This is a genomic window from Lutibacter sp., assembly GCF_041555395.1.
In the GTDB taxonomy this organism is placed as follows: Bacteria; Bacteroidota; Bacteroidia; order Flavobacteriales; family Flavobacteriaceae; genus Lutibacter.
The window spans coordinates 1-13,273 of the sequence record NZ_JBFFKM010000009.1 but is presented as its reverse complement, the minus strand read 5'-3'; the positions used below and the strand labels follow the sequence as shown (position 1 = coordinate 13,273).

Annotated in this window: 14 protein-coding genes; 5 read left to right on the top strand and 9 right to left on the bottom strand. The window is 29.9% G+C overall.

Going from position 1 to position 13,273, the window contains the following annotated elements; translation table 11 throughout:
* Positions 1–59: 59 nt before the first annotated feature.
* On the bottom strand, positions 60–545 hold the full coding sequence (locus ABY285_RS03715) for a hypothetical protein (protein ID WP_372767144.1): 486 nt from the start codon (positions 543–545) through the stop codon (positions 60–62).
* A 588-nt stretch (positions 546–1,133) separates the two neighbouring features.
* Here ABY285_RS03715 and ABY285_RS03710 point away from each other — a divergent pair.
* Positions 1,134–1,502 carry a lipocalin family protein gene (locus tag ABY285_RS03710; protein WP_372767142.1) on the top strand — a complete coding sequence of 123 codons (369 nt, stop codon included), beginning with the start codon at positions 1,134–1,136 and terminating at the stop codon, positions 1,500–1,502.
* Between the two features lie 180 nt (positions 1,503–1,682).
* Here ABY285_RS03710 and ABY285_RS03705 read toward each other — a convergent pair whose 3' ends face one another.
* Positions 1,683–2,165 carry a group 1 truncated hemoglobin gene (locus tag ABY285_RS03705; RefSeq protein WP_372767140.1) on the bottom strand — a complete coding sequence of 161 codons (483 nt, stop codon included), beginning with the start codon at positions 2,163–2,165 and terminating at the stop codon, positions 1,683–1,685.
* 577 nt (positions 2,166–2,742) lie between these two features.
* Between ABY285_RS03705 and ABY285_RS03700 the strand changes: the two genes are divergently transcribed.
* The gene (locus ABY285_RS03700; protein ID WP_372767138.1) at positions 2,743–3,186 is read left to right on the top strand and encodes a hypothetical protein; all 444 of its coding nucleotides are present in this window, start codon (positions 2,743–2,745) and stop codon (positions 3,184–3,186) included.
* Between the two features lie 62 nt (positions 3,187–3,248).
* On the opposite strand, the gene ABY285_RS03695 is transcribed toward ABY285_RS03700, so the two are convergent.
* A complete protein-coding gene (locus ABY285_RS03695) occupies positions 3,249–3,533 on the bottom strand; it encodes a hypothetical protein (RefSeq protein WP_372767136.1) in 285 nt (94 codons plus the stop codon).
* Between the two features lie 282 nt (positions 3,534–3,815).
* Between ABY285_RS03695 and ABY285_RS03690 the strand changes: the two genes are divergently transcribed.
* Positions 3,816–4,028 (top strand): cation transporting ATPase C-terminal domain-containing protein, encoded by a 213-nt coding sequence (locus ABY285_RS03690; RefSeq protein ID WP_372767134.1) that lies wholly within the window; start codon positions 3,816–3,818, stop codon positions 4,026–4,028.
* Between the two features lie 21 nt (positions 4,029–4,049).
* On the opposite strand, the gene ABY285_RS03685 is transcribed toward ABY285_RS03690, so the two are convergent.
* Positions 4,050–6,323, bottom strand: coding sequence for a glycosyltransferase (locus tag ABY285_RS03685; RefSeq protein WP_372767132.1), 2,274 nt, complete (start codon positions 6,321–6,323; stop codon positions 4,050–4,052).
* A gap of 2 nt (positions 6,324–6,325) precedes the next feature.
* A complete protein-coding gene (locus ABY285_RS03680) occupies positions 6,326–7,363 on the bottom strand; it encodes a pesticidal protein Cry7Aa (RefSeq protein ID WP_372767130.1) in 1,038 nt (345 codons plus the stop codon).
* A 530-nt stretch (positions 7,364–7,893) separates the two neighbouring features.
* Here ABY285_RS03680 and ABY285_RS03675 point away from each other — a divergent pair.
* Both ABY285_RS03675 and ABY285_RS03670 read left to right on the top strand, forming a co-directional pair.
* Positions 7,894–9,474, top strand: a complete 1,581-nt coding sequence (locus ABY285_RS03675; RefSeq protein WP_372767128.1) for a glycoside hydrolase family 130 protein — start codon at positions 7,894–7,896, stop codon at positions 9,472–9,474.
* Between the two features lie 376 nt (positions 9,475–9,850).
* On the top strand, positions 9,851–10,261 hold the full coding sequence (locus tag ABY285_RS03670) for a hypothetical protein (protein ID WP_372767126.1): 411 nt from the start codon (positions 9,851–9,853) through the stop codon (positions 10,259–10,261).
* 451 nt (positions 10,262–10,712) lie between these two features.
* Here ABY285_RS03670 and ABY285_RS03665 read toward each other — a convergent pair whose 3' ends face one another.
* The 4 genes from ABY285_RS03665 to ABY285_RS03650 form a co-directional block, all read right to left on the bottom strand.
* Positions 10,713–11,111 carry a site-specific integrase gene (locus tag ABY285_RS03665; protein ID WP_372767208.1) on the bottom strand — a complete coding sequence of 133 codons (399 nt, stop codon included), beginning with the start codon at positions 11,109–11,111 and terminating at the stop codon, positions 10,713–10,715.
* Between the two features lie 221 nt (positions 11,112–11,332).
* Positions 11,333–11,920 (bottom strand): Arm DNA-binding domain-containing protein, encoded by a 588-nt coding sequence (locus ABY285_RS03660; RefSeq protein WP_372767124.1) that lies wholly within the window; start codon positions 11,918–11,920, stop codon positions 11,333–11,335.
* A gap of 231 nt (positions 11,921–12,151) precedes the next feature.
* Positions 12,152–12,631: a hypothetical protein gene (locus ABY285_RS03655; RefSeq protein WP_372767122.1), complete on the bottom strand. Its 480-nt coding sequence runs from the start codon at positions 12,629–12,631 to the stop codon at positions 12,152–12,154.
* Between the two features lie 18 nt (positions 12,632–12,649).
* Complete coding sequence (locus ABY285_RS03650) at positions 12,650–12,880, bottom strand: hypothetical protein (RefSeq protein ID WP_372767120.1); 231 nt, start codon at positions 12,878–12,880, stop codon at positions 12,650–12,652.
* Between the last annotated feature and the right edge of the window lie 393 nt (positions 12,881–13,273).

Here is a 13,273-nt window from a genome sequence, read left to right as displayed (position 1 = left end):
TGCAATGAATTTATTAGTGCTTATACAAACAAAATTCGGGCGTAAAAAAAGAGGAAATCTTATTTTCGAACAAATTTATTTACAATTAAAGTATATTTTTCAGTCACTACTTCATCTGAAAAACTTATAAGCCTACCGGAAAAATAAAAAATTGATTTTGCGTATTTTTCAAAAAAGGTATTGTCAGGGTTCATATGAGTTGCATAACCATAGCCATTACCAGCATTTTTGAACAGTACAGCAACCAACAAATAATTCCCCTCACCGTCAAAAGAGTCAGTTGAAAATTCGACTAAAGCATCCTCAAGACCATCCTCATTATAATCAAAATTGTGAACACCGTTAATTTGTTCAATTTTGTAATAATATGGTTTCCCTTTTTTATTTTTAGTTTCTTGAACAGCATCTTTAATGAACTTAGAGAAACTTTCGTGGAGCTTTTTGTTTGATTTCAGCTTCCTTAAATTATCATAACTATTCTGACCTAATAACAGGAATGGTAAACTTAAAGCAAAAACAAGTATTAAAAATTTGAAATTACGCATTTTTTTAAAGATCTAAAATATTGCTATTCTATAAATATCATGAAATTATTTTAATAAGATCTAATTTAATAAAAAAATAACATCATTATAAAACACAATTTAACATTTAAATGTTTATTTAAAATTTATTATCGGCATGTTTAGACCAAATCCTTATCTAAAATAATACTAAACTACTTGCACTATTTAATTAGTTTTCTTGTTTAAAGCAATCATAAAACCGTCGAAAGTTTGATGATAATAACTAAAAAATTATTATATTTAAGTTAGGGTTGTATGCATATATAAGAAATACAGCTAAAACCTAACCTTTTCATATTGCAGAATAATTATTCGATATATTTTATCATTCAAAGATGAAATCAAATATAATTTTCAATATCATAAACGTATTATTTGGGGCAATTGTTGGTTATTTCGTATATCAACTTTCCGGTGAGAATAATTACACCATCGGTTTACTTAATATTGTTGTCGGTTTACTAACAGCTATTTTACTCCTCTAATAATTAATAATTTTTAAAATTTAATATTTATCATATTTTATATCTATTAATGCGTCATTAACTTAAAAATGAAAACACAATTATGAAAAAAATTAAGTATTTCTTAATTATGGTTGTTGCCGTTATGGTATCTGTTTCCTGCAGTAAAGATGATAATGATGTTGATGATGTTAATCCCTTGGTTGGAAGTTGGGGAATAATAGAATCTGAGCAAGGTCTTGAAATTAACATCACAGCTACGTTTAATTCAAATTTAACTGGTGCAATTCTTGCTATTGTAACTTTTGAAGGAGAGACGGTAACTGAAAATGAAAGTTTTACATGGAGTACAAGTGGAAATAAATTGACACTAGTAATAAATGGAGAGACTGAAATATCAACCTATTCTATTTCAGACAATAAACTAACAATTATTGATGTGGATGGCACTACAGTCTTAACTAGGCTGTAAAGTTTATTCATTAATTTACATTTTTAGGATTTAATTGTAATCCGTAAAAATTACAAACCTCATTAATTTATTTTAGTGGGGTTTTTGTTTACCTATTTAAAGATGCCTTTAAGCATAAAAAAATCCTACTATTTCTAGTAGGATTTACTTTGGTGGGCAATGAGGGACTATAGTTTTAAATTATTGCTTAATAACAGCATCTTTCATTGAATAAAGAGTTGCCAGCAATTCATTTCGTGAAACCCTATCAACTTTATTGGCATCAAGAACAAAAAGGATATCATCTATGCCTGATAAAAAGTCTGCTTCTGATATATTCAAACCTTTATGGGCACCTGTCATATCTCTCCCAGTATATTCAGTTCCCCCTCCAGTACCAGCACCTAAAAAATCTTTTACATGTTGTTTAAATTGTTCGAAATATTCTGAATTTTCTGTCAAAGGAAGAAAATAATGTTTAATATCCTCATTTTCGAGATGTCTGGCTACAATTTGGTCTACAGCTCCTGAAATACCTTCTGCTCCACCCAATTTTTCATAGATTGTTTTTTCTACAACAGTTACCTCATCCTGAGTTTCTGTTAATTCTTTTTTAACTTCAGTTTTGCACGATAGCAATGTAATTGCAAATACAAATAATAATAAATAGTTTGTTGTTTTCATAAAAATTTAGTTTGGTTAATAATGGAAAGTACAATAAATCAATTGATTAAAAAAACAAATGGCAAAAATACTCAAATTAAGTAGTGACAAAACTTATGAAATTCTTTACATATTAAACAAAAATCCCGATGAATTTCTTCATCAGGATTGTAAGTGATGTGGGCAATGATAGTTAAATATTATAGACATAAAAAACCCTCTCTACTTGAGGTTGGAGAGGGAAAATTGCTATGAAAAAGATGTAGGTTTAGAAACCTACGCTACAAATATAGAATAAATAGTTTTCAAGAATAGTTTAAAACAATAAATAAAATTTATACTAAAATAAATAACTTTTATATTACCAAAATCAAGTAGTCGGAAATTAAAGTGCTGAAGAACCGTTTTCTTAGAGAATTTTAGAGCATAAAAAAAGCCTCCATTTCTGGAAGCTTTTAACTTTGGTGGGCAATGAGGGGTTAACTAGATTCTTCTCTTTAAAAATTAACAAAATGAATTTTATTTTAAATTATTGAAATATAGTTATTTATGTATTTAATAATTATATTTATCTAATAATTCCTAAATTTATATTATTATGAAACTTATTTTCTCATCACTTTTTTTGGTGTTTTTTTCATTTCAAATGATACATAGTCAGGTAATTGATTCTGAAACTGATAAGTCTTCACAAGAATTATTTGATTTTTACACTTTAAAGCAAAAGAAGAACAAAACAACTGCTTGGGTTATGTTAGGTTTAGGAGTAGTAATTACAATGGCTGGATTAGTGGTAAATAGCGCAGATGAAGCTGCAACAGCAGTAACATTGGGACTTATTGATGTAGAAGCAGAACATGGTGGAGACTGGATGATTTATCTGGGGAGTGCCGCAACAATAGCAAGTGTACCTTTCTTTATATCAGCGGGTAAACACAAAAAAAAGGCAACATTGTATTTAAACAAGGCTGTCTCTTCCATAAAATCGCCAAAATTTAGCAACAAAAATTATACAACGGTATCCCTCACAATTCAATTTTAAAACAAAATCCCGATGAATTTCTTCATCAGGATTGTGAGATAAGTGGGCAATGAGGGGTTAACCTAGGTAACTACAGCTATTCCAAATATTAAAAAAATAATCATCAAGAAAAAGGTAACATAGAAATTAACATAATGATGTCCAACTTTACCATCGCTTTCAATTGATAATTTTTTATACAAAGGCAAATACTTAAATATCTTTCCTCTTACAAAAAAACCACTATTAAATAAACTAACTTCTTCTCCCTTACTTTGTAAATACTTAATAATTTTAATACTAACCAATAAGTTAAACCATATAAAAACCAAGGTAATAATACCAAAAATAATTGCCAATGAATTCATAATGAATTGTTTGAAACATAAACTTACAATATATTTAGTCTTTAGTCAAATGTTTAACAAAACTTTAGATATAGAATATTTTATACTTGAAAAATAGCCATAAAAAAAACCTACTAAAATAGCAGGTTTTATATCTTGGTGGGCAATGAGGGAGTTGTAAATATGATATTTATCATGTTTTGATATTTTTGTTTGTCGTCTCAGGAATAAACTCCACTTTTCTCTTATATTTTTTGGACATCTATAAAACCATTAAACAATTGGTTTTAAAAATATTAAGTTGTGTTTAAAACTACCCCAGCGCAATTGAAAATGAAATGGTACGCTATTTCACTGTGCATTTTTATTACAGCAGCTGCCTTTTTCACCCCGCCAATTGCCAAAGCAATTTCCATAATCCCACTATCTTTAGATAAATTTGGTTTGGTTGTTTTATTCGGTTTTGGTGCATTGCTACTCACCCAAATTTTCAAACGAATTGGCGCCACCATTTAATAAATAAGCCAAAATTATGAATTATTTTGAAACTATCATTTGATTGGAAATGTTGGATTTTCTCTTCAAAATTGGTTTTGATTTAGGCACTTGTGCTGGCTCCATCGCCAACCGCGCCATCAGGTAACATATGGTTGATTCTGCGCCTTGATTTAAGTTCACATTCGATTTTTCCAATCCGTCATGGCAGCCGCCTGTTATTGAATTATACATCATTTGATGTAAATGATTTTTTCCAAGAAACCAACTAAACGCCTTTTCTTTCAATACTTCATATCTTGAATCGTTACATGTTTTATAAAATAAATCTAAGGTTAATACCGCATAAGAAACATCTATAGGTTGTTCACCATATTGATTAGGCTCCACTCCTTTTTGACACCATCCTTTATTTGAAATAGTCCTAAATTGGTCATTAACAAACATTTTTGACAATAAAAAATCAAAGGATTCTATGGCTATTTTTTTATGGACTTGCTTTCCTGTAATTAAGTAGGAATACAACAAAGCTTCAGAAAGAATGCTATTGGCATAGGTCATATAATTTTCAAACCATTTCCAATCAACAGTTGAACTTTCATCATAATCAGTAATCAAATTTTTCACCAATTTTTCAATAACAAAAGCAATACGTCTATCCTTAGTGACTCCATAATATAAATACAACCCTTTCACTACAAAACCTATGGATCTTGGAGATAAAATATTTTTAACCCACGGTAAAGAATCCATAAAACAAAAAGTTGCCAAATCAATAATCTCTTTAGGTAAATATGCTTTCGATGAAATTACAGTACCTAGTGCCCAAATAGCCCTTGCATTTGAATCTTCTAAATTTATGTAGTTATTTTTAATGTGTTCGTGGTTATTTTCATCTATATAATTCACAAAAGTCCCCGATGAAGTTTGACAACGCTGAATAAAATTTAAATACTTAGTTAAATAGTATAGACTCTCTTGTTCTCCGTACAATTGATAGTGTAAACACATCGCAATTAAAGCTCTGGCATTATCATCTAAAGTATATCCTGAAGTACTATCAGGTTCTGAAATTTTACTGAATTGAATAATGCCTACATTTGTGGTCATTTTTTTGAGGTGATCCAATTTTATTGGCGGATAATTATAATGGATGGCGTTATTTTCGTCTATCAATTCCCAATAAGTATTTGCATGTTTAATGGCAACATTTTCCCACGAGGATTCCCTAGTTTTTTCATAGGCGGCGAATGCCATTGACTTGCGTAAATCACCATTTGAAAGCAATTGTTTTGTGGCATCAGCCAGTTGTTCATAATTTCCAATATCATAAAGTATCCCAGTATTGTTGGCAAGCAACTCTTTGGTATGCGGTATTGACGTTGCAATTATTGGGCAAGCGCAACTCAAAGCGTACACAAAAGTACCGCTCACTGCTTGGTTTGGATCTTTTGAAGTGAATAAATAAATATCTGTTGCCTTTAAATATTCCAAAAGTTCACTCGTTTCTAAATAACGGTCTATAAAACGAATATTATTATTTAAATTCAATTCTAACACCAACGACTCCAAATAATTACGGTATTCATCAATATTGTTTTTAATGGTGTTTGGGTGCGTTTTTCCAATGATTAAATACAATACATCTGGGGTATGCTTAATAATCTCAGGCATTGCCTTTATCGCAGTTTCAATACTTTTTCCTGGACTTAACAGTCCAAAAGTTGATAAAATACTACGGTTTTCCAAATTGAATTTTCGCTTTGCTTCTGAAGGGTTTTCATAATTTACTACATGTGTTCCATGTGGTGTATAATCAATTATTTCTTCACTAATCTGATACTGCTCAGTTAAAATATTTTTAGATTTTTTTGTCATCACAAAAATTATATTTGCATAGGATGCCAACATTTTCACGAAGGTTTTCAATCCCATATCAGGATTGGGGATAACGCTATGAAAAGTAAAAACAACAGGTTTATTGATGTTTTCCAAAAAATCTAACAAATAGTTTCCATATTCCCCGCCAAACAACCCAAATTCGTGCTGAATATGAACCAATTTAACTGAGGTATCATTGTTTATTCTGAGCGCTGTACTTTTATACTCTTCCTTAATTTTTGGGTTCAACGAAAAAGGAATGATTGATGAAATTATTGGTTTATCGGTTAAATTACAAACAACGCATTTTATAGTTTGATTAAACGAATTATTTATTGCCGTCATTAGGTCTTGGGTAAAAGTAGCAATTCCGCATTGTGTAGGCGGAAATGAGGAAACAAATACTACTTTTGATTTTGATACTGAATTTTTCATTACTACTTGTTTTTAAGTTTTTTCAGCAGGTCATTAATATTAACAGATGCCACTGCTACCCTGCTGTCCGCCGCTCCATAATAAATATAGAGATCTTCATTAAAAATTGCCGTTCCGGTAGGAAAAACCACATTATTAACATAGCCCTCTTTTTCCCAGGTTTCTGTTGGTGAAAATAACGGTTCTTTAAGTCGGCCAATTATTTTCTTGGGATTTTGAAGATCCAACAAAGCGGCACAGGCATAATAGATAAACCCTTTTGAAGTATGCTGTGCAGAATGATAAATCAACAACCAGCCAAATTCGGTTTCAATTGGAGGACAACCAGCGCCAATATGACTACCTTCATGCAGCCCTTTTGGCAACAAAACAATGTGTTTGTGTAAGTTAGATACATACTCTTTCCAAAATTCAATAGTGAGTTCTACAGGATCTTCAAAATAGAGTATTTGGATAGAGGGATAAAGCCTATGTAAAACCGCTAATTTGCCATTTATTTTTTTTGGAAAAAAAACCAAATTTTTATCCCATACATAAATTTTGCCCTTCATTAATTCTAGAAGCCTATAACGAGCAAAAAGGCTATAAAACATAATATGCGCATCACTAATTTTATCACAGTTCTTTTTAATAAGATCTGAATATTCCTCAAATGTAAATTTTGGAGTAATAATGCCTTTTCTTTCAAAATTCTTTAAATCTTTTGAAGTAGCATAGCTACCAAAGGCATTAATACCATCATAGGCCGTATATGACATGTAAAAAGTGTCTTCAATTTTTGTGATTCTTGAATCTTCAACACCCTGAAATTCGGAACTATTGCTTGAGTAAAATACTGGCTCCTTACTTCTTTCAACAACAGTTAAAGGTCCTGCTAATTTGCAATAGCCAATACTTGAAAAATTACCTGTTCTCACTGCGCGATAGAACATATGAACCGTATTTTCCTCCTGAAAAATCCCCGGATTAAAAACACCCTCATTTTCAAAACCATTATCCGTTTTTTCCAGAAGAATACCATGTTTTATAACAGCGACCATAACATTTATACATTTCTATATAAATATAAAGTTGAAGATTATTGCTGAAAACAACTATGAGCATCGTCAATTAAGTCTATTTTTAATACTGATTTAAATCAATTTAAGACTGATTAAATGAGTATTTGCGTTATAATCACTCAAAATTTAGCATCAAAAAAATACCAACAATTTGTATAGAAATCACAAAGAAAACAATTGAACTAGTATATGGAAAAAATGTAATATCCATAAAACAACGCCACAAAACATAAAATTCCGTTTTATATAGAAACGGGATTTTATGTTTTACGTAACCGAATCAATTAATCTTTAGTCAATTCTTTAAAAAAAAATTGTAAATATTATTGGCATTATGAATTAATATTTTACAAAATATGCTATAAAAACTTTAATAATTTGTAAATTAGTATAATCGTTTTAAAAAAAGGTGTAAACGTTTGTCAACATGCTTTAAAGTAATTTTCAAACATTTAAGGCGTGAGACCTAAACGAAATACATTTAGCAGATTTATCTAAAATTGATTATCATGAGTCCTGTTGTAATCAGAAAAAAAACTAAATTTTCTCCAGATTCTTCCAGAGTAATAGCACGTTTTCTATATTTAGGTGATGAAAGGTCGGCCGATATTATCCGTTTGGTATTGGCAATGTCAGAAAAAGAAGTAGATACCGCTAGGAGTCAACTGCTGAGAGGATATTCAAGGCGTCATAGAAGTATTTCAAAAATATTTGAAAGACATTGTGAAAAACTGGCTCTTATTTTAAAAAATATTGATGTTTATAAAGAAGACTTTAGCTTGGCTCAAAAAACACTAATAGGATCCTATTTTACAATGGAATATTCCATTGAATCAGCAGCTTTTTTTAACCCATCCATGGTAGAACATCCGGACCAGTCTGAAATAGGATTGGGTGAAAAAAGAGTAATACTTAGTTTTAGGGCTACTGGTGAAGGGCATGTCTCTTCCATTGTTTTTCGCGCAGGAATTCTTGATAAAAATAACAACCTAAACATAGAACCTGTTGGTAAAATGCTTGCCGAAGCAGATAAAATCATTTATAATATATACAACAAAAAAAGTTTTCAGGAGAAATTGAACAGAATGCAAGAACACTTAAATATTATTTCTCCTTCAATTACCGTTGATATTGCTGAAATGCATGACCATAGAAATATTATACCACCTGCTATCATAGGTATGCCAACTGAAAAACATTTTCATAGAAAAATTATTTCTTCCGCTTTTATCTTAGATAAATTAGAAGATAATTTCACCTATACCGAATTGACCAAGGATCTTGAACTTGCAATTAAGGACCCCGATATTACGGAAGAGCAATGTAAGATTATAAATCTTATGCTGCTGATGGCTTCAGAGAATTATGAGATTCGTTTTTCAATTGATTCTGCCATTTCCGAAAGGGTCATTTTTCCTATATCAGCAAGCGAGGAAGGAGGTATTGAAGATGCTCGATTTGTCAAATTTACCGATGATCATGGAGAAGTGACCTATTATGCAACTTATACTGCATACGATGGAATGAGAATTCTGCCTAAATTAATGAGCACAAAAGACTTTTATAATTTCAATATTTCGTCACTTAATGGCGAGGTTGCCCAAAACAAAGGAATGGCACTGTTTCCGAGAAAAATTAATGGAAAGTATGCTATGTTATGTCGGGTTGATGGAGTTAATAATTATGTTGCTTATTCAGATAATATCAATATCTGGCGTGAAGCTAAAATTATACAGAAGCCCAAATATCCAATGGAATTTGTGCAAATTGGCAATGCCGGATCCCCTATAGAAACAGAAGATGGCTGGTTAATTCTTACACACTCTGTTGGTCCTATGAGGGAATATTCTTTGGGCGCATCGTTGTATGAACTTGACAACCCAGAGATTGAAATAGGAAGGCTGAATAAACCATTAATGACGCCGGACGAATCAGAAAGAGAGGGTTATGTGCCTAATGTAATCTATTCCTGCGGTTCCATGGTTCATAATGAAGATTTGATTATCCCTTACGCCATGGCAGACCATTCATCAACTTATGCCACTGTTAATCTTCGGGAACTGCTGGATGTTTTAAAAACATCCAAGTAGCGATAGCAATATTAAATTACTATTGCAAAAATTTTAAGTGGATTTTCGAATATTGTCCACGGAATAACTGAATAGTGAAAAATTCAATTCCAAACAAACTTATTTAAATGTTCATTATAGGTACATTAATATATCAACTACTTTAATAAAAAGTAAACCTTACTATCAGTTTGAAATAATTTTTGATGAAAACGGACTAAAGTAAATAAAAAACGTATGCCAACAATGCACATAAAAAATTGCTCATTTCAACAATATAGAATGTTTCTAAAACATAAAAAATTAAATTTAAACATCGGAAAATTGCTGTTTCAAACTCGCAACTTTTCATATTCAAACCCGTTGTGTGCAATTCAAAAAAACTCAATTATTAACTATGAAAAAAATATTCCTATTATTTTACCTTTTCTGTATATCTTCCTTTGGACAAGAGAAACATAATTTTAATATTGAAAATAATCAACTAGAATGGCAAAAAGTTTTTGAAACTGACCTTCAGAAGTCTCAAATTGAAAAAATTATTAAAGAAAAAGGTGTTTTTAAAAATTTAATATTTGAAGAAAACTTAATATCTGGAGAAATTGAAAACTTTCCAGCCGATTATACTGGAGTTGGAAAAACTAGTTGGAATACATCTTTTTACGTTCAAAACACATCTATAACAGCTGCTTTTTTCATTGAAATTAAAGATGGTAGATACAGAGTATCTCTTAATGGAATCAATTTGAGAACTATTAACGAATTATCTGGGAACGGAATTAGTGTAATGTCTGCAAATTCAATTTAACCACTCTCTGATTTTGCAATTAAGAAATCTGATTTCCGAAAGAAATTTTTAAAATCGGATGCGGAAATTTACGAACATACTTTTTCGAATCTATTTGATTTTAATAAGTACGAAATTAAATCTAGCGATTGGTGAAAAATACAAACTGCACACAACAACTCATAAAATTTATGCTCACATTTAAACTAAATAACGAACAACAGAAAATAGATAAAAACTGTACCAGAAGGCCCTTTAACGAGCTTATTTGATATGTAAATAAGGAATTAACACAGCTTTTGATACTACTCTATAAAAAAGTTTGAGATAAAAAGTTGGCAACTTGACCTTTCTTATAATGACAATTTTTTATTATAGAAATTATTTTAAAAAAACCACCCCCATTTAGGAGGTGGAAATTGCTATGAAAAAGATTGTAGGAAAAATAACCTACAATTCAAATATAGTGAATTTATTTATTCAATTTAATATTTAATTTCACCATTTGCTCACTCACTTTCTTTTGAACTATTTTACCATAACTATCTTCTGTTATTGTTATACTACTATGTCCAAGAAGCTGTGATACAATTTCCATCGGCACATCATTAAAAAGCAATACAGTACTTGCAAATGTTTTCCTGGCTGTATGTGTGGTTAATCTTTTTTCTATTCCAAGTATTGGTGCAATTTCCTTTAAATAGGAATTATACCTTTGGTTGCTGCAAATTTTAAACACAAGCTCAGAATTTTCATCAAAATACTTATCAATCAACTCTTTTGCTTTTGGTAAAATTGGAACTGCAATATTCTTCTGTGTTTTCTCTCTTACTATTTCAATCCACAATTCACCATCAAAACCTTTAACAATATGTTGTTTTCTTAGGTTCTTGATTTCATTGTAGGCTAATCCTGTTTAACAACTAAACACAAACCAATCTTTAACCTGTTGTAATCTTTGTTGGTTGAATTGATGTTTTTCCAACGTTTTTAATTCTTCCGTGGTAAGAAATATTACTTGTGTTTTTGGCTTATTAGCTTTGTGCAAAAGAAATGGGTCTTTCAATAAGTATTCAGCACCTACTGACACTCTCAGAACCCTTCTAAGCCTCTGTAATGTTTTGTATACAGTATGAGGTAAAACATCTTTTCTGTCTTTAAATAGTACTCAAAATCATGTAGAAAAGTCAGTTTTAAATCTTTTAATAAGTAATCACTTTTGTTGTATTTAAACTTCAAATATGTTTTCATATGCTCCAAAGTTTGAAAATATTTCTGAACTGATACTTGCTTTACATCTATCCCTACAAGTTTTTGCATTCTATTCGTATGATATTCAAAAGCATCCTTTATTGTTTTTTCAGAAGTGGATTTCTTCCCTAAAAAACTATTGTAAATATCATCTACATTGAAATCGTCGTCCTTAAATTGAAGCAATAAAAAAGCCTGATTAAGTTTTTGACTTATCAGGCTTAGTTGTGAATTCACATATTTAGTATTATCTGGAGGATTTGCTTCTTGGTTATTACTATTCCAATATTTAGGAAGTATGAATTGACCTGTAGCAAATTGTTTCCTTTTTTGATTATATGTTAATCTGCATTGTATAGGAGCAGTTCCATTATTTCTTGATTTATTCTTTTTCAGAACAAACAAGATATTAAGTTTATGAATGTTCATAATTATTGATTTTTATAAATAAGTGATAATTTTAAAAAAACCCCTAATTTAAAAAGGACCCCTTTTTTGATGCCTTTTAAAAAAGGATATTGTAGAGTTCGGATATTTCTAAAAATTGAGAAATACAGTAAAACAATTGGTTTCACAAAATATAACGCATAAAAAAGCTTCCAAAAATGGAAGCTCTCTAATTTGTTGGACTGTATCAACTACAAATAAATTGAAAAAAAATTATTGATTTTCCTTTTTTAACTTTTTTCCTTTATCTAAATTTTCTTCTACATCCTTAACTGCATCTTCAGCATTTTTAATTTTTTCTTCTCTTTCTTTATATTCTTTCTCAAATATCTTGTTTTTATCCTTTTCTAGTTTATCCTTCGATTTTTTAATTTTTTCTTTTGCTTCTTTTACTTTTTCTTCTTCTTCGTAAATGGTTTTATCAAGTTTTTCAATTTTTTCTTTATGTTCTAATTTAGCTTGTTCTGCTCTATCTTGCCCATAATCTTTTCCTTCTAACTCTCCTTTATTTTTACCATAAGCATTACCTGTTTTTGTTTCATCTATATCATCTTCAACATCTTTTTGGCTTTTTCCCTCCTTTACAACTTCAGTTTTATCTTTTCCTTGATTGTCTTTACTCTTTCCCTGTTGCGCAGTTACACTTAATCCAATAAGGACTGATACTGCTGCTAAATAATATTTTAATTTCATGTTACGCATTTTAATTAATTATTCAATTTCTTTAAGAGTTTCATCTAACCTCTTATCTGCTGCTTCAATATCAATCAATATTGAATCAATTACTTTTACAATTGAATCCATTGATTGGATTTCATTTTCAACTTTAATTTCAACTTTTTCAGTTGTAGGTTGAAACTCTTCTTTAGTTTCCTTTTCTTTTTTTTCTCCACAAGAAATTAAGAAGGAAAATAAAATTGAAAGTAGTATTAATTTTCTCATATTTAGATATTTAAATTATTTACTAAGATACTAAAATATGCTTAACCCCTATTTATTTCCTTAAAATATTTTTTCAATGCAATTAAACCCTATAAAACCAAAGTTTTGTCTAGTCAAAAAAAAAACGATACAAGATTAATAAAAAATAAAAGTACAATTTTTAAGCTGTAGCCATTTTAGTTTATGATTTTTGATTTTTTAAAATAGTTATGAATTTAAAAGAACCCCTAATGTAAAATAGGTCCCTTTTATGATACCTTTTTAGAAGGTGAATTATGGAAAGTATAAATTTCTACAAAAACAAGAAACTTAGTATAATCAACAGTTTGTTAAATAATAAGCATAAAAAAAGCCTCCTAAATAGGAAGCTTTTAAACTTTGGTGGGCAATGAG

Excerpts from the sequence above, each read along its gene's own strand:
- ABY285_RS03715 (WP_372767144.1), bottom strand. The coding sequence starts at position 545 with ATGCGTAATTTCAAATTTTTAATACTTGTTTTTGCTTTAAGTTTACCA.
- ABY285_RS03710 (WP_372767142.1), top strand. The coding sequence starts at position 1,134 with ATGAAAAAAATTAAGTATTTCTTAATTATGGTTGTTGCCGTTATGGTA.
- ABY285_RS03705 (WP_372767140.1), bottom strand. The coding sequence starts at position 2,165 with ATGAAAACAACAAACTATTTATTATTATTTGTATTTGCAATTACATTG.
- ABY285_RS03700 (WP_372767138.1), top strand. The coding sequence starts at position 2,743 with ATGAAACTTATTTTCTCATCACTTTTTTTGGTGTTTTTTTCATTTCAA.
- ABY285_RS03695 (WP_372767136.1), bottom strand. The coding sequence starts at position 3,533 with ATGAATTCATTGGCAATTATTTTTGGTATTATTACCTTGGTTTTTATA.
- ABY285_RS03685 (WP_372767132.1), bottom strand. The coding sequence starts at position 6,323 with ATGAAAAATTCAGTATCAAAATCAAAAGTAGTATTTGTTTCCTCATTT.
- ABY285_RS03680 (WP_372767130.1), bottom strand. The coding sequence starts at position 7,363 with ATGGTCGCTGTTATAAAACATGGTATTCTTCTGGAAAAAACGGATAAT.
- ABY285_RS03675 (WP_372767128.1), top strand. The coding sequence starts at position 7,894 with ATGAGTCCTGTTGTAATCAGAAAAAAAACTAAATTTTCTCCAGATTCT.
- ABY285_RS03670 (WP_372767126.1), top strand. The coding sequence starts at position 9,851 with ATGAAAAAAATATTCCTATTATTTTACCTTTTCTGTATATCTTCCTTT.
- ABY285_RS03660 (WP_372767124.1), bottom strand. The coding sequence starts at position 11,920 with ATGAACATTCATAAACTTAATATCTTGTTTGTTCTGAAAAAGAATAAA.
- ABY285_RS03655 (WP_372767122.1), bottom strand. The coding sequence starts at position 12,631 with ATGAAATTAAAATATTATTTAGCAGCAGTATCAGTCCTTATTGGATTA.
- ABY285_RS03650 (WP_372767120.1), bottom strand. The coding sequence starts at position 12,880 with ATGAGAAAATTAATACTACTTTCAATTTTATTTTCCTTCTTAATTTCT.